Source organism: Serratia ureilytica (genome assembly GCF_013375155.1).
Lineage (GTDB): Bacteria > Pseudomonadota > Gammaproteobacteria > Enterobacterales > Enterobacteriaceae > Serratia > Serratia ureilytica.
On the sequence record NZ_JABXOF010000005.1, the window covers coordinates 284,666 to 306,514 of the forward strand.

Genomic DNA, 21,849 nt, shown 5'->3' on the forward strand with positions numbered 1-21,849 from the left:
TATCTAAAGTGCGGCGCGGCGGTGATCCAAAGCCATCTCAACAGCCTGAAAAAGGCCAAGCGCTTGAGGTGCTAAAGGAAAGCCAATGCGTCGCAACGTGAAAGATGAAGGGTATAAAGGTTTCCAACTGCCGCAAGGTCTATTATCATCGGCATCCTATGCCCTAAAGGAATGTGATTACTATGCGCTGTAAAACGCTGACTGCCGCCGCTGTAGTTCTTGTGATGCTGACTGCAGGCTGTTCTACTTTTGAAAAGGTGGTTTATCGTCCTGACATCAACCAGGGGAACTACCTGACGTCGACCGACGTGGCGAAAATTCAGAAAGGGATGACCCAACAACAGGTCGCTTACACATTGGGCACCCCAATGCTGCAAGACCCGTTCGGAACTCAGACGTGGTTCTATGTGTTCCGCCAGCAGCCTGGCCATGAAGATATCACCCAGCAGACGCTGACGCTGACCTTCGACAGCGCAGGCGTGTTGACCGACATCCAGAACAAACCGGCGCTGACCAAGTAATCGGCGCTGACCGCTCTTCCGGCCCATGAGGGGGCATGGTGTTCCTCATGACAGTCGCAGGCTGCAACGCGGAAGAGAAAATCAGTTTCAGATAAAAAAATAAGGCGCTATAAGCGCCTTATTTTTTTGCCTTTTCTGCCCGTTGCCGGCGCAGCTCTTTCGGATCGGCGATCAGCGGCCGGTAAATCTCCACCCGGTCGCCATCGTTCAGCGTATCGCCCAGCTTGGCCGGGCGGCTGTAGATGCCGATTTTATTGCTTTTAAGATCGATATCCTGGCGCAGCTCCAGCAGGCCTGAAGCCTGAATCGCCTGCTCGACGCTGCTGCCCTCGGCCAGCTTCACCTTGCGCAGGTACTGCCGCTCCGGCAAGGCGTACACCACCTCGACCTGGATGTCAGACACTGTAGACCTCTTTCGCCCGCTGGGTGAATGCCTGCACCATGCTGCCCGCCAGCTCTTTGAACACCTTGCCGAACGCCAGCTCAATCAGTTTGTTGGTGAACTCGAAGTCCAGGTGCAGCTCCACCTTGCAGGCCTCTTCGCTCAGCGGCGTGAACTGCCAGCCGCCCATCAGCTTGCGGAACGGACCATCGACCAGTTGCATATTGATGCTCTGGTTATCCAGCAGCGTATTGCGGGTGGTGAAGGTCTTGCTGATACCGGCCTTGGCGACGTCCACCGCGGCGGTCATCTCGTTGGAGGTAGCGTTAAGCACCCGGCTGCCGGTGCAGCCTGGCAGAAAATCGGGATAAGAATGAACATCGTTAACCAACTGATACATCTGCTCGGCGCTGAACGGCACTAATGCAGACCGACTGATCTGGGGCATATCATTTCCTGTAAGACATAAAACGTACAGATAATACCATTTATCTGGCGGCAAACAAAAAATCTGCTAAGGGATGAGGGCACCAAAAATGCGAAAAATTGCGCAGGTGCTGAACGGGAAAGGATTTCTTTCGCTGAAGCATCCAGTATAATGAACGCACTATGACAAAGAAAAAAGCACACAAACCCGGTTCCGCCACCATTGCCCAAAACAAGCGCGCGCGTTTCGAATACTTCATTGAAGAAGAGTTCGAGGCGGGCCTGTCGCTGCAAGGGTGGGAAGTTAAATCGCTGCGTGCAGGCAAAGCCAACCTCAGCGACAGCTATGTGACGTTCCGTGACGGTGAAGCCTACCTGTTTGGCGCCACCATCACCCCGCTCAACGTGGCTTCGTCGCATGTGGTGTGCGATCCGACGCGTACCCGTAAACTGCTGCTGAACCGACGCGAGCTGGACACCCTGCTCGGCCGCGTCAACCGCGACGGTTACACCGTGGTGGCCTTGTCCCTGTATTGGAAAAATGCCTGGAGCAAGATCAAGATCGGCGTAGCCAAAGGCAAGAAAGAGCACGACAAACGCGATGACATCAAAGATCGCGAATGGCAGACGGCGAAAGCCCGTATCATGAAGCACGCCAATCGTTAAGCCGCTGGCTTATCGAGGTAAACTTCTGGTATACTGCACAAAGTTACTTGGGGCTGATTCTGGATTCGACGGGATTTGCGAAGCCCTAGGAGCATGCCGAGGGGCGGTTGGCCTCGTAAAAAGCCGCAAAAAAATAGTCGCAAACGACGAAAACTACGCTTTAGCAGCTTAATACCCTGCTTAGAGCCCTCTCTCCCTAGCCTCCGCTCTTAGGACGGGGATCAAGAGAGGTCAAACCCAAAAGAGATCGCGTGGATGTCCTGCCTGGGGCTGAAGCGTTAAACTCAATCAGGCTAGTCTGTCAGTAGCGTGTCCATCCGCAGCTGGCCGGCGAATGTAAAGATTGGACTAAGCATGTAGTGCCGACGGTGTAGTAATTTCGGACGGGGGTTCAAATCCCCCCAGCTCCACCAAATACGTCGCCAGTGAACCAGATAGACCCGGCGATAATAGCGAAAAAGCCCACAACTTCGGTTGCGGGCTTTTTTGTTTTTGTCACATTCAGGGGGGAAGCCCCTTGGCCCGGGCTCCCCGGGCCGATGCAGGCTAGTGATCCAAATAGAGGTAGTGCAGCCAGCTGGTCATGCGCAGCAGCACTTTGCGCATCACGGAGACGTGCTCGAAGTGCCCGGTATAGACCGCCGCCTGAGCGCTCACGCCGTCGGGCAGATGATCCAGATCCGGGTTGGCCGCCAGATCGATCATCACGTACACCCCTTCCCGGCCCGGCGTGGCGCTCAGGCCCTGCAGTGCGCCGCTGGCCTGGTAGCTGCCGTCCGGTATCGCCGGCAACACCCGGCTCACGGTGCCGCCATAAACCTGTCCCGGCAAACCGTTAAACACCACTTCAGCCTGATCCCCCTGCGCCAAGCGCAGGATGGCGTTCTGGCGGAATACCGCCACCACCTGGCGCTTTTGCTGCGGGATAAAGATCATCACCGGTTTGAACGGCAAGCGCACCGCCGCCGTGCCCGGCCGCGCCAGCACCTGCGTGACATAGCCATCGCTCGGCGCACGCACCACCGTTTGTTCCAGGTTGTAACGCGCTTCGGCTATTTGCGATTTCAGGCTGGCTATCGTGGCGTCTTCGCCGTCATAGCGCCCGGACAACCGCGCCTGTTCCTGTTGGAACTGGGCTTTCGCCGCCTGCAGCGCGGCGGATTGCGCCTGATACTGCTGCTGCGCATGGCTGACGTCCTGCTCCGAAAACGGATTGACCGGCATGGCCGCCCCTTTCGCGTAGCGCTGGTAATCTTTACGGGCGCGATCAAACTCCACGTTAGCCCGCTGCACGTTGGCGGCGGACTCGCTAAGCGCTGCCCGACGCGTTCTGATCTCCGCCTCCGCCCCGGCCAGATCCGCTTCCAGCTTGGTGAGCCGCGCGCGGTAGCGACTGTCGTCGAGCCGGAACAGCACCTCGCCTTTGCGCAGCAGCACGTTGGTTTTCTCCGTCACCTCAACGATCATGCCCGAGACCTGCGGCACCATCGGCACCGACACGGCAATTTTCTGCGCCCGATCGCTGTACGGATGGTTGTAGTTCATCGTCAGAATCAAGGCGCCGACGATAAATATTCCGCCAAGCACCGCAGTCGGCACGGTCCATTTGTTGACCGGAATGCGGAACAGTTTAAATACGCCGTAGCTCAGCGCCACGTAGCTGAGAATAATGAGCAAATCCATAGGCTACGCTCAACTTACCGTGGAGCCGGGAACCGCCGTCGGCTTTTCCTGCAGGCGTTGTAATTCCGCTTCGAGCAGTGCGATGCGCGCCTGCAGATCCGTTGAGGGTTCCGGCCTTTCACTCATGCCCCAGCCGCGTTCCGGCCGATAGAGCGTCGCCCAGATCCACAGCAGCGGCCAAATGGCGTGCAGCGTAAACAGGCTGACCCAACCGGCGACGTGAATCGCATCCTGATGCGGATGGCGGCGCTTCTTCGCCAGTAAATAAGGAATGTCATGAATAATAATGACGCCGTAGAATAATATCAGGAATACTGCGATCAGTACGCCTAAAGCAAAATAGTTAAGAAACATGTAAAGTCCTGGTTGAGAATAATGGAAATAAATAATCTCTATAGCGTGTTATATTGTCTGATATCGTTGGCGATGGTATCGATGGCATTCTTCACGTCGGTGACTTTCAGCTGTGCTTTCTCATTATTAAGATTTTCCCCCGAAGCCTTACGCACCACTTTAATGACCGGCTGATTGGTCGCGGCATCGATAAACTCGCCTTCCATATAGACCGCGCTCTCCATAGTACGGTGCCCGGTGACGCTTTGCGTCGCGGCGATCAGCAGCGTGATTGGCAAGACTTCATAGACCTGCAGCCCTTTCTTCTGCGTGTCGATCGCCGTGATGGCGCCGCGGAAAATCAGGGTATGCTCGCGCGGCATGTCCACCAGCGTAAAATGGGTGCCCATCGCCTGCTTAAACTGCTGGTTGGTGTAATTCAGGATATTGTCGAGCGCGCGTTGGCTCACCATCTCGCTCGGTTTCGGCCGCGGGAAATAGATCATCGGTTGATACACCAGATATTGATAACGGGAAAAATCGACGTTCTTGTCCTTCCAATATAAAACGTCTTTGCCGGACGCGGATTGACCTTTATTGATATCGTTATAATTGGTCAGAAAGGTCGAGTATTTTTCTTTTTCGGTCACGGCGGAAGAGCACGCGGCCAGTAATAACAGCGCAGGTAAAATAACCGCTCTTGTCACTTTCATTGACGGATTTCTCTTTATTTTTGTGGGTATCAAATAATCAAATCGAATGATACCCACCCACCCGTGATAAGTCATATGACAATGCCGCCAAAGGTGTATATCATTTTTGATATACAAACTCATACGAGCCAGCCAGTGAAAGAGAAAGACTTCCGCATTGAAGAACTCAGGATTGTCCGCGTCATTGCCGAAACGGCGAGCGTCAGCAAAGCGGCGCAGCTGTTGGATATGCCGCAGTCTAACGTGTCGCGCGCCCTCACCGCGCTGGAGCGGCGGCTCGGACTGGAGCTGTTCCTGCGCGGCCCGCGCACTCTGTCACTGACCGAGTTCGGCGAACAATTCTTGCGGCGCGCCTCGCAGTTGCTGAACGAGCATAGCGATCTGCTCGATATGGCCGGCACCTATAAGCGCAGCCTGAACGGCATGGTCACGCTCGGCGCGCCGATCGGCATCCACGCTTTCCTGGCCAGCTATTTGCTGCCGCCGCTGCTGCACGCTGCGCCGGCGCTGACTGTCGATCTGGTAACCCGCAACCCCGACGAACGCGAGAAAAAATATGGCGCAGTATTCGACAGCGACTGCGATTTGCTGATCAGCTTTTTCCAGCCGCAAAACGAAAGCCTGATTGCCAGGCCCTTTACCCGTTTTCGCGTCGGGCTGTTCGCCGCGCCGGATTACATCGCCCGCTCGCCGCTGAATGAGCTGGATGAACTGTCGCAGCATCGCTGCATTACCTTGCGCATGCTGGGCGGCATTCGCAATACCTGGAGCGGCTACAGTGCGCAGGGGGAGTTGGTGCAGGTCGAGATCAACGGCGCCAGCGTCTGCGATAACATTCTGCCGGCGATCGAGCTGGCCAAACAGGGCCTGGGCATCGTCTACGCCCCGTATTATTCCGTCGCCGCCGAGCTCGATGCCGGCACGCTGCTGCCCTGCCTGGCGCGCGAGCGCGGCATCGATATGCAGGCCTACCTGATCTACCGCCGGCGCGGCGTGTTGCCGCACCGCGTGCAGGTGACGATGGACAGCATCATGGAAAGCGTCAAACTGCACGCACACCGGCTGATATAGCCAAGAAAAACCCCGCCGCAGCGGGGTTTAACGCATCACATCGGCGCAAAATACCTCACCGCCCCTCTTTTTCCCCCAGGAAGAAATACCACAGCGGAATGGAAAGCAGCAGGGTGAACACCAGCGTATACAGCAGCACCATCAGGCTCTGCATGATCACCATCTGCGCGCTCCAGTCACCGATCGGCAGCTGAAACTGTTCGACGGTGCCGCCGAGGATCGCCCGGCCCATCACGCAGCCGACCGCCACCGCCACTGTCGCCACCGCCGCGCGGAACTTGCGCACCTCGGCGCGGCGGGCGGCGGCTTCCGGCGTTTCGTCCCGAAGCCCTTGCCGCTGGCCGCGCCAGCGCCACACGTCCACCAGCAGCAACGCCGCGAGGCTCACGCCCATTACCGGCAGGCAATAACCCAGCGCCGCTGCTACCAGCAGCGTGACGGCGCGGGCAGGCAGAGAAAGCGCCAGCCAGGCGGCAACCAGGGTCTGCACCGGATGCTGCGCACCCGCCGCCGGGCGGCGCATCCACCACATGCGGTAACCCAGCACGATCGTCAGGCACAGCCCGAGGCCGAACGCCGCCAGCAGCAGCTGATTCGGCAAGCCGAACAGAATGCCCATGTGGGCGTCGATGCCCCAGCGGGTCAGCTTGGCGATGAGCGGGAAGGTGTCGAACCGCACCTGGTCGACGACGGCGAAGCTTTGCGGCGCGATGGCAACCGCGTCCACCTGCGTCGGCCAGCTGCGATCCACTTCGGTCACCGTCCAGGCTTTGCCCTCGCCTTTCGGCTGGCGCAGCTCGACCTTAGCGGCGTCTATTCCGGCGGCGCGCGCGGCGTGCAGCGCCCGATCCCAATCGCCGTTCAGCGCATTGCTTTGCGCGGCAGGGCCCATCTTCATTCCAGGCATCATCCCGCGGTGCTCGGCGTGCGGATCGGCCGGCGTCTGCGGCGCATCGGCCTGCAGGCTGGTGTTGACCTGCGGCGTCAGCCAGCCCAGGTTGGCCCGCAGTGCGTCGATGTTGCCGCCGGCCCACTGCGACCAGGTCAGCCCGGTAGCCGAGAAGAACAGCAGCCCGGCCAGCAGCGCCACGCCCAGCGTGATATGCCAATGGCGGCTGGCGGCGAAGCCCCCTTTTGCCTTTTTCAGCTTGCGCTTCGGCCGCGTCGCCAACCACAGCGCCACGCCGCCCAGCGCGGCCACCCACAGCCAGGAGGCCGCCAGCTCGCTGTAGTTGCGGCCCAGATCGCCAAGCAGCAGGCTGCTGTGCAGCTTGTCCAGCCAGGTGCGCAGCGGCAACACGCCGGAGGTGCCGTACACCGTCATATCGCCCTTGATCGCCAGGGTATAGGGATCGACAAACAGCGCACGTGACTCGGAAGCGCCCAGATCGGCACTCGCGAACTGTACGCGCGTGGTGTCCATTGCGCCGGGTGCCGGACGCACGGCGTAAATGCGCGCCTCGTCACCCGCCGCACGGCGGGCAGCGGCGATCTGGTCAGCCAGCGATCTCGCCTGCCCGTGCGGCTCGGTGAAAAGCGCATCGCGATACAGCGCCTCTTCAAGTTGCGGCGTCAACACATACAGCGTGCCGGTCAGTGCAGCGACCAGAATAAAAGGAGCGACCAGCAGGCCGATATAGAAATGCAGCCGTCTTATCAGGTTCAGCATCGCGCCACGCGGCGATGCGGCAGGTGGATTTTTGGTTATTGAAGACATGGCCTTTCTCGTTTTTCAAACTGTGTGCGCAGGCAAACCGTCCGCAGCGATACGGACGGCGTTACCCATGATCAAGCAATAGGGAAAAACGGTTGGCCGGGCGGCCCGCGCGGGCTCGGCCGCAGAGTAAGGCGCCGAAGGGGCGGAGAAACGATGCGCGGCGCGCAAGGCAGGCGCGCGATGCGCGTCATCAGCCACAGCAGCGGGACGAATGCCCACAGCAGCAGCGGCACGTGGATCAGCAGCTCGCAATAGCCGCAGAAAATCATCTCCGCAGGATCCATGCCGTGATGGCCGGCATGCTCGGCGGCGAGCATCGCCATCCCGTGCATGTCGTGCGGCATGGCGGCGTCCGTTTGCATCATGCCGCCCATCATCGGGTGGTGCATCAGCGATTTCGACACCACCGGCGCCACAAACAGCAACAGCACCGCCATAATGGCGATGCAGGCGGTAAAGCGTTGCTGTAGCTGGCGTGACACTCTCATCGCGGCGGCGAATTAACCCGGTCGGTGGCGAACAAGCGGCCAGTGTAACCCGCGATGCGCGATGAGGTGAAAGAAAAGTCAGGTTTGTCTTACGCGCCCCCGACGGCGGCGATCACAGCACCCGCGAATAGACCCGCGAGGCTTCGCCCCAGGGGTGATAGCCGAGCCCGTTATAAACGAAGCCGCTGCGCTCGTAGTAGCCTTCCAGATCGGTGCACAGGTGCAGCTGCGGGAAGCCCAGCCGGCGGGTTTCCGCCGCCACATGCTCAATCAGTTTGGCGCCGTAGCCCCGGCCGCGCTGCGTTTCCTCTACGTAGAGCGCACACAGCCAGGGATACAGCTCGCCACGGCTGATAAAGTCGTTGGTAATCAGCCCCGCACAGCCGAGGATCTGGTCATTTTCCATCAGCAGGTACCACTGCGGCAGCGGGTTGGCGGCGCCGAGGCTGCGGTTGATGGCGTCTTCATACATCATCAGCGTCTCTGCCGTGGCCCAGTGCCGCTGAAAATACGCAATGGCGCGCGGCGCCAGCTCGGGCGCTTGCCGCACCGAAATCATGTCCATCGTCATTCCCGTTATCCATGTTGTCAGCGTAGAATTATGCAGCAATATGCAGGGTATGGCAGCAGCATTCCGCCGCCGTCATTCACCCCAAGGAGTCATCATGACGCAAAATATCTATGACAATCAGGCCTTCTTCGACGGCTATGCGCAGCTCAGCCGCTCGCAGCACGGCCTGGACGGCGCGCCGGAATGGCCCGCCATCCGCCGCATCCTGCCGGATTTACAGGGCAAAAGCGTGGTCGATCTCGGCTGCGGCTACGGCTGGTTCTGCCGCAGCGCCCGCGAACAGGGCGCAGCCAGCGTGCTGGGGCTGGACGTCTCGGAAAAGATGCTGGCCAAAGCGCGGGAGATGACCGCCGACTCGGGCATCGAGTACCGTCGGCAAGATTTGGCGCAGCTGCAGCTGCCGCCGGAAAGTTACGATCTGATCTACAGCTCGCTGACGCTGCACTACCTCGAGGATCTGGCCGCGCTGTTCGCCACGGTTTACGCCGCGCTGAAACCCGGCGGGCAGTTCATCTTCACCGCCGAGCACCCGATCTACACCGCCCCGGCGCAGCAGGGCTGGCTGACCGACGGCAACGGGCAGAAATCCTGGCCGGTCAACGGCTACCAACGGGAAGGCCGGCGCGTCTCCAACTGGCTGGCGGAAGGCGTCATCAAGCAGCACCGCACGCTCGGCAGCTATATCAACCCGCTGGCGCAGCAAGGGTTTATCATCCAGCATTTGAACGAATGGGGCCCCAGCGCGCAGCAAATCGCCGCTACCCCGGCGCTGGACGAAGAGCAGGAACGCCCGATGATCTTCATTCTCGCCGCCCGCAAACCCGCCTGATTGATCCGCAGTAAACCGTTCACACCACCACAGTTGGGGAGGCCGCCTCCCCCCAACGGCTATTGTACCGGCAGCGCCGCCCCGTGCGCCGCGAAGTGCGTCAGCGCCTCGCCCTCCATGCGATAACGCACCCACTCGCCCTGCGGCTGCGCGCCGATGCTAAGGTAGAAATCGATAGCCGGCTGATTCCAGTCCAGCACGCTCCACTCCAGGCGGCCGCACTGCCGCTCGCACGCCAGTTGGGCGATGTGCCGCAGCAGCGTTTTACCGGCGCCCGCGCCGCGATGCTTCGGCGCCACGTACAGGTCTTCCAGATAGATGCCGTTTTTACCCAGCCAGGTGGAGTAACTCATAAAGAACACCGCATAACCCGCCGGCTCGCCGTTCACCGTACAAATCAGCGCTTCGGAACAGGCGCCCGGCCCAAACAGGCTGCGTTCGATGTCCTCCTCGCTGGCCCGCACCTGCTCGCGCGCCTTTTCGTACACCGCCAGCTCGATAATCATATCCAGAATCAGTTTGGCGTCGCTTTTTTGCGCCGGGTAAATCTCAATGGTCATGGCAAGTCCCGTGTGAGTTGATGGCCGTGCTTGCCAGCATACAGCGCCTCTCGTGCTGCATGAACGGCATTTTCATCAACAGGCAATGAATATCATGCATCTGGATTTGAAACGCCTCGATCTCAACCTGCCGCGGGTGTTCGAAGCGGCGTTATAACGCGGGTTCGCCGATCGGCAGATACCCTTGCCACAGCGGCCGGGCCGGTTCGCCGTGCGGGTTGGCGCGCAGATGAACGTGGTAGCCCTGCAGCGCCTGCAGCAGCAGGCAGTCGTCCACCTCAGCCAGATCATCTTTGTGCTGCTGCGCGCTGTCCGTCAGCAGCACCCGTTTGGCTTTCTCCTTCGCCTCGTCGGCGGAGCGCGCCACAAACAGACCGAACTGGTGCAATTCCGCCAGCTCATCGCTGCGGTAGCCGCCCACGTTGACGAAAAACAGCTTCTCTTCACCGGTAAACGGCACAGGCTCTAGACTCACGTCGTAACCGTCCGCCCAGTCGATGCGCGCATAGCCGTCGACATGCACCTTGCGCTTATCGCCGAACCACTTTTCGCGCAGCAGCGGATACGCTTCTTCCGGCCGATCCGCCGCCGCGAACTGCACGTCGTGCAACTCAATATTGGCGCCCGGCGCCGTACCGCCCACATAAAACATCAATAATCCCGGCATGTTAGTCTGCTCTCCCTGGTGATAATCGCTGTATAATTTAATACATAACGAAACACCTGCCAACGGCGGCGCCATTCTGTGTTATCAATAGATGAGGTTTAATCTGTTGTGGAGGAACGCATGGCATTCAATATCGGTGATTTTGTACAACGCACCACCGGCGGCCCGAAGATGACCGTGGTGGCGATCGACGGCGAAACCCTGGTTTGCAGCTGGAATGAACTGGGTAAAGAACAGCGTACGGAGGTGCAGGCCAACGAGGTGGCGCTGTACCACGAAGACGGCGATTTCGGCGTCTGCTGAATGATCGGGGCGCGCCGCGCCCCGTTATCGCCTCAGGCGCGAATGTCCTGGTAGGCTGGGGTGGTATCGAACTCATGCTTGGCGAACGGGCACAGCGGAATGATTTTACGCTGCTCCGCGCGCATTTTCTCCACCACCAACGCCACCAGCTTTTTGCCGACGCCCTGCCCCTTCAATGACTCATCCACCCAGGTGTGATCGATAATGGTCAGCTTGTCGCCGCTCGGCACGAAAGAGATCTCGGCGATCAACTTGCCGTGCTCGTCATTGATATAAAAACGCTTCTCGTCCGCCAGTATTTTATGATCCATATTATTTCTCCCTATATTTCAGTGCGCCGCTGGGGCAAGTATCGATAACGCGTTTCACTTCGGCCGCGTCGGCATTGTCCGGCATAATCCACGGCCGGCGATTCAGGGTAAAAATAGCCGCGTTGCCACGCACGCAGTTGGCGGAATGGCGGCATATCGCGCTGTTAAAATAAACGTCAATCTTGTCGCCGGAATAACGGCGGTAACCGGCGGCGGTCAATTCTTCATCCATCATGGCCTCACATTGCCCGTTTTATTGTTTTTGCTCCAGGCTCAAGTATAGGCAATGCCGCCGGCTTCACCACGCCTCTCGTCCGCCGAAAAAAGTGGCGCAACCGCCCGCCGCAGCTAGAAAAAAACGTAAATTGTTCTAATCTTTAATCAGCAAGACAACATAATTCCGACAGTGGCTAAGGAGTTCGAAATGGGTGATAGCTCAAAAGACGGCGTAATTCTGCTGTCCCGCATTCTACTGATGGTTCTGTTTATCATTTTCGGCTGGATGAAACTGGTCAACTTCGGTGCGACCGTCACGGCGATGGAAGGCTATGGCACGCCGATGCCTTATTTGGCGGCGATTGTCGCCGTGGTGGTGGAGTTTATTTTCGGCATCGCGCTTATTCTCGGCCTGTTTACTCGCCCTATCGCGGTCATTTTTGCCCTGTATGTGTTGGGCACCGCGTTTATCGGCCATCCGTTCTGGAAAATGACCGGCATGGAAATGATGGGCAACGAAATCAACTTCTTTAAAAACATCAGCATCATTGGCGGTTTGCTGCTGCTGGCGGTGACTGGCGCCGGCCGTTATTCGCTGGACTATAAAATATTTAATAAATAATTCATCGATGGCCGGCGATATGCGCCGGCCATTTTATTTCGGCTATCCTTTCACCGGCTGCGCTTGGCGTGGCGCTCAAAGTTTTCCGCCCTGGCCTGCGCCGATTTACGCAGCGTGACATAGCAGGCGCCCTCGCCGCCGTCGCGCGGTAAGGCGCGGCAAAACGCCTGCACCTGTTCAAACTGCGCCAGCCATTTGGCGACGTAACTGCGCACGATATTCGGATGGCTTTCGTTCTGCCGCCCGCGGCCGTGCACGATAAGCAGCGAACGCAGGTTTTGCGCCTCCGCCTGCATAATGAAGCGGAACAGCGCCTGCCGGCTGGCTTCAACCGGCTGACGCAGCAAATTCAGCGACGCCTGCGGCGGGTAACGCCCATTGCGCAGCTTGTCCAGCACGCCCTGCTGAATGCCTTCCCCTTTGAACTCCAGCGGCCGATCGCAGGGGATCACCTCGAGGAAATCGGTGCTGAGGAAGTTTTCCTGCCGCAGCCGCTGCGCTTCGCGCCGCGCGCTTTTGTCCACCGCCTCCTGCGGCTTGAGGTACAGGGTCTGCCGCCTGCTCGCCAGCGGCACCACGTCCGCCATCGCCTGTTCAAAAAAGTCTTTTTCCTGCTCGCTCATGTTCCACCTCTCTTGAACGGCAGCCTTTACGGCCGGGGATGGGGACGATTGTAAGACGCCTTGGCGCGGTTGCAAGCCGGGAATTGTCAGCGGCATTTGTCTCAATTGTCGTCAACGGGTGAGCTTGCGAGCAGTTTTCGCTATACTGCTAAGCCATCATTGAGTGCCGCAAAGGATCGAGCCCATGACAATGCGCGAGCTGGAAATCCAGTTTCAAAATGCGATGAATGAGTTGCAGAGCAGCTTCGAACGGCAACACCGCGAATGGCAGCGGAGCTACCAGGCGCTGCAGCAACTGCTGGAAGAAGCCAAACAGCGCGAAGCCGCGCTGCGGGCGCAGAATGAACAACTGGCGCGCAAACTGAGCACCGCCAGTTCGGTGCCGGAGCAGCATGCGCTGGTCAAGCAGATCAAAATGCTCGGCGCCCATCTGGACGCGCTGGCCAAAGACGCGGCCACCTTCAATCACCACCTGCGCCAACAGAGCGCGGTCGGTAATTTCAGCGGCGAACAGCATTGATAGCGGGCGCTGTCGCACAGCGCCTCCCGCCCCTCTTCTGGCGTACTGAGAGTGTAATAAAGCCTAAATGACCTGGATCATCCTCGCCGCCCTGATCGTCGTATTCATCATCGGTTACCGCATTTTGACGTCCGACACCCGTAAAGCCATCGATTCGCTGGCCCATCTGCTAAGGGTCAAACCGATGCTGATCGAATCGATGATCCAGGAAATGGGCGGCCGCCAAAGCCAGACCTTTATCCGCATGCTGAACAACGGCTATACCGAAGAGATGCACCAGGCCGCTTACCTGCTGTTCATCTACCTGACGTTCATCAAACAGGCGGACGACGAGCAGATTGGCCATTGGCGCGACGTGCTGCTGCGCGCCGGGCTGTCGCCGGAGCTGCACGCCGAGCACACCGAAGCGGCGCTGTTTTACTTCGCCGAGTTGGATATCGATGCGTTTGAACTGGCGCAGTTCCGCCGCGCCTACAACGAGCGTTTCAACCGCGAAGCGTTGGCCCACGGCTGATAGCGTCCCCCTGGCGGGGGACCGTTTACAGGAACATGCTGTAGAGGTAACGCGACAGCGCTTCGCGCGAGCTGAAGCCGTGTGCGATGCCGTAACGCTGATTCGGCGCGTCGCTGCTTAAATCCAGGGGAAATTCCAGATATTGCTCGCTGGTGCGCACCGGCGAGGTCGGCGTGGCGAAATGCACGCTTTTCTCTTTCAACGCCGGGTGGATCACCAACGCGGTTCTGCCCATCCGCGCTTCGCGATTCACATACACGTAGTGTGCACCCTTGCGGTAACCATAGGCCTGATCGGTGACATAATCACGCTCAAAGCCGGTATTCTCCAACACTTTAGCCACTTCATCCGGCCGTAAATACATCGATTCCTCCTCTCATTCTGGACCGCTGAGCGACCTTACCGTAATCATTCACCGAAACAATGATTTTCTGGGGAGGAATCCGGGTTTCGGACTATTCCTGAATCAGACCCGGCTGCGCTGCAGCAGGCGCAGAGTGAGCAACACCCCGAGCGCCACCAGCAGCGCCGCCGCCAGATAAATCGACGGCACGCCCGCCTGCCCGATCAGCAGCCCGGCCAGCGGGCCGGTGATGCCCAACGCCAGGTCGAGGAACGCCGAATAGGTACCGAGCGCCGTGCCCTGATTCTGCGGCGGCACCTGTTTCACCGCCTCAACGCCCAGCGCCGGGAACACCAGCGAAAAACCGGCGCCGGCCAGCAATGCGCCGGTTTGCACCATCCAGGGCTCGATGGCCTGCCAAATCAACAGCAGCCCGACGATCTCAACCAGAAACGACGCCAGCGTCACCTTCAACCCGCCATGGCGGTTGATGACATTGCTGAAGATCAGGCGAATGCCGACGAAGGCGCAGCTGAACAGCGTCAGCGAAAACGCCGCGCCGCTCCAGCCTTTGTCGGCGTAGTAAAGTGTGATGAACGTGGCGATCACGCCGAAGCCGACGGTGCCCATCGCCAGCCCGAGACCATAGGCCCAAATGCGGCCGAACACCGCGCGAAAGGCGATGCGTTGCCCGGCGGCGATCGAGACGTCCGGCTTGCCGCTCGCCAACAGCAGCGCCACTGCGACCGCCAGCACGATCAGCGCCGCCACCCCGGCCAAGCCCCACTGCTGATTCAGATACACGCCGAGCGGCGCGCCGGCCGCCATCGCGCCGTAGGTGGCGACGCCGTTCCAGGAGATCACCCGCGCGGTGTGCATCGCCCCAACCCGGCCGATGCCCCACAGCGTGGAACCGGTGCTGGCGAAGCTTTCGCCGACGCCGAGAAACACCCGCCCCACGCACAGCAGCAGCAGGCTGAGCCATGGCCAACCGTCAACGCCGAACGCGAGCGCGTAAAACAGGCCGCTGGCGCCGCAGCAGGCCAGGCCGAACAGCACCACCTTCTTCGGCCCCAGCTGATCGGCGTAACGCCCGGCGTGCGGGCGGCTGAACAGCGTGGCGAAGTATTGCGCGCTGATGATAAGGCCCGCCAACACCGAGTTGTAGCCCAGGTGGTCATGCACAAATCCCGGCAACACCGCCAGCGGCAGGCCGATGGTCAGGTAGCAGACGAAGGTGAACATCACCACGGACAGAATGCGTCGGTTCAGTTGGAGGTTATTTTCTGCGGTCATCGAAGGCGGCTCGCATCGGACGGGGTAGACAGAGATTGCCAGCATACCCCGACGAGATTTGATGATAAATGAGAGAGTGATAACGAATTATTATCTCGCTAACGGTTTGCCGCCACCCGCGCACGCAGAAAATCGATAAACGCCCGCACCTTCTCCGGCACGTGGCGCGTGTTCGGGTAGAGCGCATAGATGCTCTGCTCGGGGAAACGGTGATCCGGCAGCAACCGTTGCAGCCTGCCGGCGTCGATGTCGGGCTGCGCCAGCCACGCCGGCAGCAGCGCTACCCCGGCGCCATGCAGGGCGAACGCCAGCAATGCGGCGGCGCTGTCGCCGGTGAGCGTCGCCGCATCCGCGACCTTGAACAGCACCGCGTCGCGCTGCGGCGTGACCACCTGCCAGCTGAGGGGCGAACTGAGCCGGCTGTGGGCGATCCACTGCGCCTGCGCCAGATCCGTCAGCGAATGAATCGGCCGCTCGGCCAGATAATTCGGCGCCGCCACCGGAAAGATGGCGAAGCTGTCGATCAGCGCCGCGCGGTGGCTGGAATCCGCCAGCTGGCCCAGGCGGATCGCCACGTCGAAGCGCTCAGAGATCAGATCGGCATGATAAGAGGAAGACACATGCTGGATGCGCAGGCGCGGATGCTGCCGCGAAAACGCCGCCAGCGCCGGCACCACGACCTGCGCGCCATACTCAGGCGTGCTGGTGATACGCAGCACGCCGCTCAGCCCGTGATGATCGCGTCGCACGTCGTCGAGCACGTTCTCGGCCTCCTGCAACAGCTGCAGGCTGCGCTGGTAGAAGCGTTCGCCGGCATCGGTCAGCGACAATCGGCGGGTGCTGCGCGCCAGCAGTGACACCCCCAGCTCATTCTCCAGCTGCTTGACGTTAAAGCTCACCACCGCCTTGGTTTGCCCCAGCGCCGCCGCCGCCGCGGTAAAGCTGCCCGCTTCCACCACCGCCGCGAAGATCGCCAGACGCTGCAAATTCAGCATTTCGCCGCCCTTATTGTCAAAATCATTTTGACAGTGTAATCGCCCGCCGCCGATTTATCCGCACTTTTCCCCCCGATACACTGCTCGCCTTCAACCGGAGGCACCATGTCTTATCGCAGCAAAGTGGCAATCGTCTATCTGCTCGGCTTTTTCGTCGATCTGATCAATATGTTTATCGCCAACGTCGCCTACCCCGCCATCGGCCAGGCGATGGCGGCGTCGGTCAGCCAGCTGGCGTGGGTCAGCAACGGCTATATTCTCGGCCTGACGCTGGTGATCCCGCTCAGCGCCTGGCTGGCGCAGCGCATCGGCGGGCGGCGGGTGTTTCTGCTCTCGCTGGCGCTGTTCATGCTGGCCACCCTCGGCGCGGGCAACGCCGACAGCATCGGCGCGCTGATCGGCTGGCGCACCCTGCAAGGCATGGGCGGCGGTTTGCTGATCCCCATCGGCCAGACGCTGACCTATCAGCTGTACCGCAGCCATGAACGCGCCGGGCTGTCGGCCGCCATCATGTTGGTGGGGCTGCTGGCGCCGGCGCTGTCACCGGCGCTGGGCGGCTGGCTCGTCGATAGCCTGGACTGGCGCTGGGTGTTTTTCGCCAACCTGCCGCTGGCGGCCCTGGCCCTGGCGCTGGCGGCGCTGTGGCTACGTGCGGAAACGCCGACGGCGGCGTGCAAACCGCTCGACGCGACAGGATTACTGAGCGCCTGCGCGGCGCTGACGCTGCTGCTGCTCGGCCTGACCCGGCTGAGCGAAGCCGGTCATCAGGTTTCCGGCGCGGCGCTGCTGGCCGCCGGGCTGCTGGTGCTGGCCTATTATCTGCGCCATAGCCTGCGCACCCCGCAGCCGCTGCTGAACCTGCGGCTGGTCGGCGATCCGCTGCTGCGCAACGCCATGGCGGTTTATTTGTGCATTCCCGGCCTGTTCATCGGCGTCAGCCTGGTGGCGATGCTGTATTTGCAAAACCAGCTGGGGATGCCCGCCGCGCAGGTCGGCGGCCTGATGCTGCCCTGGGCGCTGGCGTCGTTCCTGGCCATCACGTTGACCGGCAAAAGCTTTAATCGCCTCGGCCCGCGGCCGCTGCTGATCGCCGGCTGCCTGTTGCAAGGCGCCGGCATGCTGACGTTGGCCCAGATCGATCAGGCCGGGCAGCACGCGTTGCAGATCGCCGCCTTCGCCCTGATGGGGTTCGGCGGCAGTCTGTGCAGCAGCACCGCGCAGAGCAGCGCGTTTCTGCAGATCCCCGACGGCCAATTGGCGGACGCCAGCGCACTGTGGAATATCAACCGCCAGCTCAGTTTTTGCCTCGGCGTGGCGCTGCTCAGCCTGCTGCTGAATCTGCTGCTGACCGTGTTGCCGCCCGCGGCGGCTTACCGAACCTGCTTCATTCTGGCGGGCGCCAGCGCACTTATCCCGCTGTTGCTGTGTCTGCGCCTCGCCAACCGCGCCATCGTGCGCCAACTCAATGCTCAACAGGATGCTTTATGAACCCGTATTTTACCGAAGTGATCGACGCCCACATCGCCATTGAACGCTGGCTGGGCAAAGGCGCCGGAGAGGAGCAAGCGCTGCTGGCGCGCTTTACGCCGGATTTCAGCATGATCGCGCTGAACGGCGCCCCGCTGGATTTCACCGCGCTGTGCGCTTTTTTCCGCGCGCATCGCGCCGCCAAACCGGGACTGGAAATCGAGATAGAAGAGATGAAGCTGGTGGCCGAATGGCCGACTGGCGCGGTAGTCAGCTACCGGGAAAAACAGAGCCTGCAGGGGCAAAGCGCCACGCTGCGCTACTCCACGGTGGTGTTTGAACGCCTGCCCGACGCGCTCGGCTGGCGGCATTTGCACGAAACCGCCGCGGCGCAATAATTACAGGAAGCTGCCGGCCAGAAACAGTTCCCAACCGACGATCACCCCGCACAGGGTTACCGCGCTGAAAATGACTTCAAACAGATAGCGATGGATCATCGTGAGTAGCCTCAAAAGAAGACACCCGGAAAGACCGGGTGTCTGGAATACGGGCTGTAGAGTGCGGAACCTTGTCGGTTCCGCAAACATCACTTAATTAAGCTTTTTTACCGGCTTTTTTGTGGTGTTTTTTAGCGGCCTGAGCTTTCTGCACTGGCGCTTTTTTGTGGTGTTTTTTAGCAGCCTGGGCTTTCTGAGCTGGCGCTTTTTTGTGGTGCTTTTTAGCGGCCTGAGCTTTCTGGGCTGGCGCTTTTTTGTGGTGCTTGGCTTTCTTGTGGTGCGTTGCTTTAGCTGGCGCTTTTTCAGCAGCAGCCGCTGGCGCAGCGGTAGTGGTGGTCGCAGCTGGCGCGGTGGTGGTAGCCGGAGCAGTAGCTGCAGTATCAGCAGCGAAAGCAACAGAAGACAGACCCATAGTGGCAGCAACGATCAGCGCTAATACTTTTTTCATCTTTAAATCCTCAGAGTGTTGTTTCGGTAAGCTCCGGTGGAGCCGTTGAAACAGATACTAGTGGAATCAAACGGCCGTTTCCGTGAGTGATTGGTTTCGCCGAGTAACCAAATGTACAAAGCCCAGGTGCCGGCAAACACCTGCGTGACGGCGGTTTTTTTCCGTGATCGGCCACACAAATCTCGGCATGGTCTACACTTAAAAGACATGTGTCGAAATGGAGAGCTGAATGTTTAAGAAAGCGGAAAGAACAGAACGCGATATCGATCAGGATGTGACTCTGTTGGCCGATACGCTGGATGAAGTGTTGCGCGAGTCCGGTGACAAGACCAAAGAGGAACTGAAAGAGCTGCACAGCAAGGCGAAAGGCGTGCTGCGCGACGCGCGAGCGCGATTCAACGGCTCCACCAGTCTGACACAACATGCGCGCGACGCGGTCGATCAAGCCGACAGCTATGTGCGTGACAAACCTTGGCAGGGCGTAGGGATCGGTGCCGCCGTCGGCATCGTGCTCGGCGTGCTGCTAGCCCGGCGTTAACACCCCTGCAGTCATAAAGATAAAACAGATGTGCGTCTGGCCCGCGGAAATCGCGGGCCGTTTAATTTTAGCGAAACAGCTGCGCCAGCCCCTGTACCGCCCGCTCCGCCTCCTCTCGCCGGCTGAAATTGGCGAACCCCAGCAGTAACCCTTGCCCCGCCGGATGGTCGATTCGCCAGTCAGACAACGCCTGCACCGCCAGCCCCTGTCGCCAGGCTTGCGCCGCCAACGGCGCATCCGCCAAGCCGTCGCGCAGCCGGGCCAACAGCTGAATGCCGCCCTGTTGCGGCACCGTCGTCAGCCACGCCCCCAGCTGCCGCTCCAACGCCAGCGTCAGCCACTCGCGCCGCTGGCGGTACAACGGCCGCATGCGTTTCAGGTGGCGATAGAAATGCCCTTGCCGGATAAAATCCGCCACGCCGGCCTGCAGCAGCGGCGGGCAACCGCAGCCGCGCAGCCGACTGCTGCGCGCAAAGGCCTCCGTGAGGCCGACGGGCACCACTAAATAAGCCATGCGCAGCGCCGGGAACAGCGTTTTGCTGAAGGTGCCGGCGTACAGCACCCGCCCCTGAACATCGAGGCTCTTCAGCGGCGGCAGCGGCCGCCCGTGATAGCGAAACTCGCTGTCGTAGTCATCCTCGAGGATCCAGGCCCCGCGCTGCTGCGCCCAGTCGAGCAGCGCCACCCGCCGCGCCAGACTGAGCGAGACGCCGAGCGGGCTTTGATGGGTCGGCGTCACCACCGCCAGCCGCGCCTCAGGCTCCGTCAGAATACCGGCGGCCACGTCCATGCCCTGTTCATCCACCGGCACGGCGACCGGTCTGACGCCGGCGGCCCGCAGCAGCGGGCGCGTGACCGGATAGCCGGGATCTTCTATCCATACCGCGTCGCCGGCGTGCAACAGCGTCTCCGTCACCCAGTCCAGCAACGCCGGATAACCGGCGCAGAGGAAAATTTGCTCCGGCCGGCAGCTGATGCCGCGCGACAAATGCAGATAATGGGCGATCGCCTCACGCAGTTCAGGCAGGCCGCCGGCCGGCGGCAGCGCCAGGGAAGCCGCCGTAGAACCGCGCAGCTGGCGGGCGACAATGCGCTGCCACAGCGCGCGGGGAAACGCATCCAGCGCCGGCACGCCCAGTTGGAAAGGCTGCAGCATGCCCTGCGGCTGCAGCGGATCGGGCGCTATCGTCGCCAACGGCGGCATAGCGGGCATTGCGCCCGGCGGCATGTGCGGCAACTGCGGCGAGACATAGGTGCCCGCCTGCCCCCGGCTCTGCAAGAAACCTTCGGCAATAAGTTGCGCGTAGGCGCTTTCCACCGTGGCGCGCGCCACGCCCAAATCGCTCGCCAACCCGCGCACCGAAGGCAGCCGGCTGCCCGCCGCCAGGCTGCCCTGGGCGATGGCGTCTTTAATCCGCTGGTAAATCTGCCGGTACAGTGGCTCGGCGAGCCGGCTGTCCAGCCGCAATGAAGTCAGGAACGGCGGCATCATGGCCCGGTTAAATAATCACTTTATGGCCCTATAGCATAGACCATAAGGCCGCTAAAGTAGCGCCATGATTTCGTTACTATCGATTGAGGTTGACCATGATTAAGCAACGTTTGAACTATGCCGAGCTGGCGCCCGCCCCGTACAAAAATATGGTGAGCGCGCTGATGGCGCTGGAGAAAGGCGCCCTGGACAAAGCGACCATCGAGTTGATGTTTATGCGCGTTTCGCAGATCAACGGCTGCGCCTACTGCCTGGACATGCACGGCAAAGCGCTGCGCGAAAGCGGCTTCAGCCATGCCAAGCTGGATACGTTGGCGGGCTGGCGCGTCAGCCATGAATTCAGCGAACGTGAACGCACGGCGCTGGAGTGGGCCGAGTCGGTTACGCTGATCGCCGCCACCGGCGCGCCGGACAGCGCTTTCGAGGCGCTGAAGGCGCACTTCAGCGATACCGAGATCGCCGATCTGACCTTCGCCATCAGCATCATGAACGCCTTCAACCGGCTGGCCGTCAGCATGCGTCAGTAATGCGCTCGCCTCCCCCTCTTGACTCTGAGGGGGAATTTCACACCCGCAAAAATTTTTCCCCTCGCCTTTTCCAGCCCCGGCGCGGCCTGCGCGCAAAACCCGACAAAACACCATATATGGCGTGGTTGATAAAACAAATATCAACATATAGTATTTTATCTATCAGCCGCAGGGAATGTTGTTCGGCTGATAACGCCGTCAGAAACGCCAGGAACAATGCTCCGTTCTCTGACTTGTCCGCCTTTCCCTCAGCTTAAAGGTAAATGCGAATCATGAGCATTATTATTTACAGTAAGCCGGACTGTGTCCAGTGCAACGCTACCTATCGCGCATTTGATAAACAGGGGATTGATTATCAGGTGATCGACCTCACTCAAGATCCGCAGGCGCTGGACCACGTTAAATCCTTAGGTTATCAGCAAGTTCCGGTGATTATCGCCGGTGACGATCACTGGGCCGGTTTCCGGCCGGACAAAATCGGCGCGCTGGCGCTCACCTGCTGAGGCCCGA

31 protein-coding genes and 1 other RNA gene are annotated in these 21,849 nt (G+C 60.2%); 14 read left to right on the plus strand and 18 right to left on the minus strand.

All coding sequences use genetic code 11. The features are described 5' to 3' along the window. Nucleotides 1-182 precede the first annotated feature (182 nt). Nucleotides 183-521, plus strand: a complete 339-nt coding sequence (gene bamE, locus HWW83_RS11855) for an outer membrane protein assembly factor BamE (protein WP_004929101.1) — start codon at nucleotides 183-185, stop codon at nucleotides 519-521. 118 nt (nucleotides 522-639) lie between these two features. Here bamE and HWW83_RS11860 read toward each other — a convergent pair whose 3' ends face one another. Together HWW83_RS11860 and HWW83_RS11865 are read right to left on the minus strand one after the other, a co-directional pair. Next, complete coding sequence (locus tag HWW83_RS11860; protein ID WP_004929098.1) at nucleotides 640-924, minus strand: RnfH family protein; 285 nt, start codon at nucleotides 922-924, stop codon at nucleotides 640-642. Continuing rightward, nucleotides 917-1,351, minus strand: coding sequence for a type II toxin-antitoxin system RatA family toxin (locus HWW83_RS11865; protein ID WP_004929096.1), 435 nt, complete (start codon nucleotides 1,349-1,351; stop codon nucleotides 917-919). Before HWW83_RS11865 ends, HWW83_RS11860 begins: the two co-directional genes overlap by 8 nt. 161 nt (nucleotides 1,352-1,512) lie before the next feature. On the opposite strand from HWW83_RS11865, the gene smpB reads away from it, so the two are divergent. Together smpB and ssrA are read left to right on the plus strand one after the other, a co-directional pair. Beyond that, on the plus strand, nucleotides 1,513-1,995 hold the full coding sequence (gene smpB, locus HWW83_RS11870; RefSeq protein WP_016929804.1) for an SsrA-binding protein SmpB: 483 nt from the start codon (nucleotides 1,513-1,515) through the stop codon (nucleotides 1,993-1,995). A 49-nt stretch (nucleotides 1,996-2,044) separates the two neighbouring features. After that, nucleotides 2,045-2,408, plus strand: a transfer-messenger RNA (tmRNA) gene (gene ssrA / locus HWW83_RS11875). A gap of 133 nt (nucleotides 2,409-2,541) precedes the next feature. Here ssrA and HWW83_RS11880 read toward each other — a convergent pair. Genes HWW83_RS11880 through HWW83_RS11890 form a run of 3 tightly spaced genes read right to left on the minus strand, consistent with a single transcriptional unit; the run spans nucleotide 2,542 to nucleotide 4,724 of the window. Then, nucleotides 2,542-3,678 (minus strand): HlyD family secretion protein, encoded by a 1,137-nt coding sequence (locus HWW83_RS11880; RefSeq protein ID WP_033635654.1) that lies wholly within the window; start codon nucleotides 3,676-3,678, stop codon nucleotides 2,542-2,544. Between the two features lie 9 nt (nucleotides 3,679-3,687). Next, complete coding sequence (locus tag HWW83_RS11885) at nucleotides 3,688-4,032, minus strand: DUF3302 domain-containing protein (RefSeq protein ID WP_047573960.1); 345 nt, start codon at nucleotides 4,030-4,032, stop codon at nucleotides 3,688-3,690. A gap of 38 nt (nucleotides 4,033-4,070) precedes the next feature. Next, nucleotides 4,071-4,724 carry a DUF3313 domain-containing protein gene (locus HWW83_RS11890; RefSeq protein WP_025303964.1) on the minus strand — a complete coding sequence of 218 codons (654 nt, stop codon included), beginning with the start codon at nucleotides 4,722-4,724 and terminating at the stop codon, nucleotides 4,071-4,073. Between the two features lie 135 nt (nucleotides 4,725-4,859). Between HWW83_RS11890 and HWW83_RS11895 the strand changes: the two genes are divergently transcribed. After that, nucleotides 4,860-5,795, plus strand: a complete 936-nt coding sequence (locus tag HWW83_RS11895) for a LysR family transcriptional regulator (protein ID WP_025303965.1) — start codon at nucleotides 4,860-4,862, stop codon at nucleotides 5,793-5,795. A 55-nt stretch (nucleotides 5,796-5,850) separates the two neighbouring features. Here the strand turns inward: HWW83_RS11895 and HWW83_RS11900 are convergent, their stop codons facing one another. From HWW83_RS11900 to HWW83_RS11910, 3 genes are all read right to left on the minus strand, one after another. Then, complete coding sequence (locus HWW83_RS11900) at nucleotides 5,851-7,512, minus strand: DUF2534 family protein (protein ID WP_176589318.1); 1,662 nt, start codon at nucleotides 7,510-7,512, stop codon at nucleotides 5,851-5,853. Between the two features lie 71 nt (nucleotides 7,513-7,583). Further along, nucleotides 7,584-8,000, minus strand: a complete 417-nt coding sequence (locus HWW83_RS11905) for a DUF2946 domain-containing protein (protein WP_218035839.1) — start codon at nucleotides 7,998-8,000, stop codon at nucleotides 7,584-7,586. 112 nt (nucleotides 8,001-8,112) lie between these two features. After that, nucleotides 8,113-8,565, minus strand: coding sequence for a GNAT family N-acetyltransferase (locus tag HWW83_RS11910; RefSeq protein ID WP_080286908.1), 453 nt, complete (start codon nucleotides 8,563-8,565; stop codon nucleotides 8,113-8,115). 100 nt (nucleotides 8,566-8,665) lie between these two features. Between HWW83_RS11910 and HWW83_RS11915 the strand changes: the two genes are divergently transcribed. Further along, nucleotides 8,666-9,400 (plus strand): class I SAM-dependent methyltransferase, encoded by a 735-nt coding sequence (locus tag HWW83_RS11915; RefSeq protein WP_033651601.1) that lies wholly within the window; start codon nucleotides 8,666-8,668, stop codon nucleotides 9,398-9,400. Nucleotides 9,401-9,459: 59 nt separating this feature from the next. On the opposite strand, the gene HWW83_RS11920 is transcribed toward HWW83_RS11915, so the two are convergent. Then, nucleotides 9,460-9,960 (minus strand): GNAT family N-acetyltransferase, encoded by a 501-nt coding sequence (locus tag HWW83_RS11920; protein ID WP_047573952.1) that lies wholly within the window; start codon nucleotides 9,958-9,960, stop codon nucleotides 9,460-9,462. 151 nt (nucleotides 9,961-10,111) lie between these two features. Then, nucleotides 10,112-10,627 carry a DUF1543 domain-containing protein gene (locus HWW83_RS11925; RefSeq protein ID WP_103101670.1) on the minus strand — a complete coding sequence of 172 codons (516 nt, stop codon included), beginning with the start codon at nucleotides 10,625-10,627 and terminating at the stop codon, nucleotides 10,112-10,114. 120 nt (nucleotides 10,628-10,747) lie between these two features. Here HWW83_RS11925 and HWW83_RS11930 point away from each other — a divergent pair, with 120 nt between their 5' ends. Continuing rightward, complete coding sequence (locus tag HWW83_RS11930; RefSeq protein WP_016929823.1) at nucleotides 10,748-10,930, plus strand: GDFGVC terminal motif YodC-like protein; 183 nt, start codon at nucleotides 10,748-10,750, stop codon at nucleotides 10,928-10,930. Nucleotides 10,931-10,962: 32 nt separating this feature from the next. Here HWW83_RS11930 and HWW83_RS11935 read toward each other — a convergent pair whose 3' ends face one another. Together HWW83_RS11935 and HWW83_RS11940 are read right to left on the minus strand one after the other, a co-directional pair. Then, complete coding sequence (locus HWW83_RS11935; protein WP_033644139.1) at nucleotides 10,963-11,241, minus strand: GNAT family N-acetyltransferase; 279 nt, start codon at nucleotides 11,239-11,241, stop codon at nucleotides 10,963-10,965. Nucleotide 11,242: 1 nt separating this feature from the next. Then, nucleotides 11,243-11,473, minus strand: coding sequence for a (4Fe-4S)-binding protein (locus tag HWW83_RS11940; RefSeq protein WP_016929825.1), 231 nt, complete (start codon nucleotides 11,471-11,473; stop codon nucleotides 11,243-11,245). A 192-nt stretch (nucleotides 11,474-11,665) separates the two neighbouring features. On the opposite strand from HWW83_RS11940, the gene HWW83_RS11945 reads away from it, so the two are divergent. Then, on the plus strand, nucleotides 11,666-12,079 hold the full coding sequence (locus HWW83_RS11945) for a DoxX family protein (RefSeq protein ID WP_016929826.1): 414 nt from the start codon (nucleotides 11,666-11,668) through the stop codon (nucleotides 12,077-12,079). Between the two features lie 50 nt (nucleotides 12,080-12,129). On the opposite strand, the gene smrA is transcribed toward HWW83_RS11945, so the two are convergent. Then, nucleotides 12,130-12,702 (minus strand): DNA endonuclease SmrA, encoded by a 573-nt coding sequence (gene smrA, locus HWW83_RS11950; protein ID WP_033651604.1) that lies wholly within the window; start codon nucleotides 12,700-12,702, stop codon nucleotides 12,130-12,132. Nucleotides 12,703-12,886: 184 nt separating this feature from the next. Between smrA and HWW83_RS11955 the strand changes: the two genes are divergently transcribed. Together HWW83_RS11955 and HWW83_RS11960 are read left to right on the plus strand one after the other, a co-directional pair. Next, complete coding sequence (locus tag HWW83_RS11955; protein WP_033644141.1) at nucleotides 12,887-13,222, plus strand: MbeD/MobD family mobilization/exclusion family protein; 336 nt, start codon at nucleotides 12,887-12,889, stop codon at nucleotides 13,220-13,222. A gap of 67 nt (nucleotides 13,223-13,289) precedes the next feature. Further along, nucleotides 13,290-13,736, plus strand: a complete 447-nt coding sequence (locus HWW83_RS11960; protein ID WP_033644142.1) for a DUF1198 family protein — start codon at nucleotides 13,290-13,292, stop codon at nucleotides 13,734-13,736. Nucleotides 13,737-13,761: 25 nt separating this feature from the next. Here HWW83_RS11960 and HWW83_RS11965 read toward each other — a convergent pair whose 3' ends face one another. From HWW83_RS11965 to HWW83_RS11975, 3 genes are all read right to left on the minus strand, one after another. Beyond that, nucleotides 13,762-14,100, minus strand: coding sequence for a DUF2002 family protein (locus tag HWW83_RS11965; RefSeq protein WP_033644143.1), 339 nt, complete (start codon nucleotides 14,098-14,100; stop codon nucleotides 13,762-13,764). Nucleotides 14,101-14,202: 102 nt separating this feature from the next. Then, a complete protein-coding gene (locus HWW83_RS11970) occupies nucleotides 14,203-15,375 on the minus strand; it encodes an MFS transporter (protein WP_176589320.1) in 1,173 nt (390 codons plus the stop codon). Between the two features lie 98 nt (nucleotides 15,376-15,473). Further along, a complete protein-coding gene (locus tag HWW83_RS11975; protein WP_033644145.1) occupies nucleotides 15,474-16,370 on the minus strand; it encodes a LysR family transcriptional regulator in 897 nt (298 codons plus the stop codon). Between the two features lie 105 nt (nucleotides 16,371-16,475). On the opposite strand from HWW83_RS11975, the gene HWW83_RS11980 reads away from it, so the two are divergent. Together HWW83_RS11980 and HWW83_RS11985 are read left to right on the plus strand one after the other, a co-directional pair. Next, nucleotides 16,476-17,858: an MFS transporter gene (locus tag HWW83_RS11980; protein WP_033644146.1), complete on the plus strand. Its 1,383-nt coding sequence runs from the start codon at nucleotides 16,476-16,478 to the stop codon at nucleotides 17,856-17,858. Then, a complete protein-coding gene (locus HWW83_RS11985; RefSeq protein ID WP_176589321.1) occupies nucleotides 17,855-18,235 on the plus strand; it encodes a DUF4440 domain-containing protein in 381 nt (126 codons plus the stop codon). Before HWW83_RS11980 ends, HWW83_RS11985 begins: the two co-directional genes overlap by 4 nt. Before the next feature lie 196 nt (nucleotides 18,236-18,431). Here the strand turns inward: HWW83_RS11985 and asr are convergent, their stop codons facing one another. After that, a complete protein-coding gene (gene asr, locus HWW83_RS11990) occupies nucleotides 18,432-18,782 on the minus strand; it encodes an acid resistance repetitive basic protein Asr (RefSeq protein WP_004928953.1) in 351 nt (116 codons plus the stop codon). 229 nt (nucleotides 18,783-19,011) lie between these two features. Here asr and HWW83_RS11995 point away from each other — a divergent pair, with 229 nt between their 5' ends. Further along, a complete protein-coding gene (locus HWW83_RS11995; RefSeq protein ID WP_004928950.1) occupies nucleotides 19,012-19,320 on the plus strand; it encodes an ElaB/YgaM/YqjD family protein in 309 nt (102 codons plus the stop codon). 67 nt (nucleotides 19,321-19,387) lie between these two features. On the opposite strand, the gene pdxR is transcribed toward HWW83_RS11995, so the two are convergent. Further along, nucleotides 19,388-20,812, minus strand: a complete 1,425-nt coding sequence (pdxR, locus tag HWW83_RS12000; protein ID WP_046687703.1) for a MocR-like pyridoxine biosynthesis transcription factor PdxR — start codon at nucleotides 20,810-20,812, stop codon at nucleotides 19,388-19,390. Nucleotides 20,813-20,907: 95 nt separating this feature from the next. Here pdxR and HWW83_RS12005 point away from each other — a divergent pair, with 95 nt between their 5' ends. Continuing rightward, a complete protein-coding gene (locus HWW83_RS12005) occupies nucleotides 20,908-21,339 on the plus strand; it encodes a carboxymuconolactone decarboxylase family protein (protein ID WP_033651609.1) in 432 nt (143 codons plus the stop codon). A 272-nt stretch (nucleotides 21,340-21,611) separates the two neighbouring features. After that, entirely contained in the window at nucleotides 21,612-21,842 is a 231-nt protein-coding gene (locus tag HWW83_RS12010) for a redoxin NrdH (RefSeq protein ID WP_033644148.1), read from the plus strand. Nucleotides 21,843-21,849 lie beyond the last annotated feature (7 nt).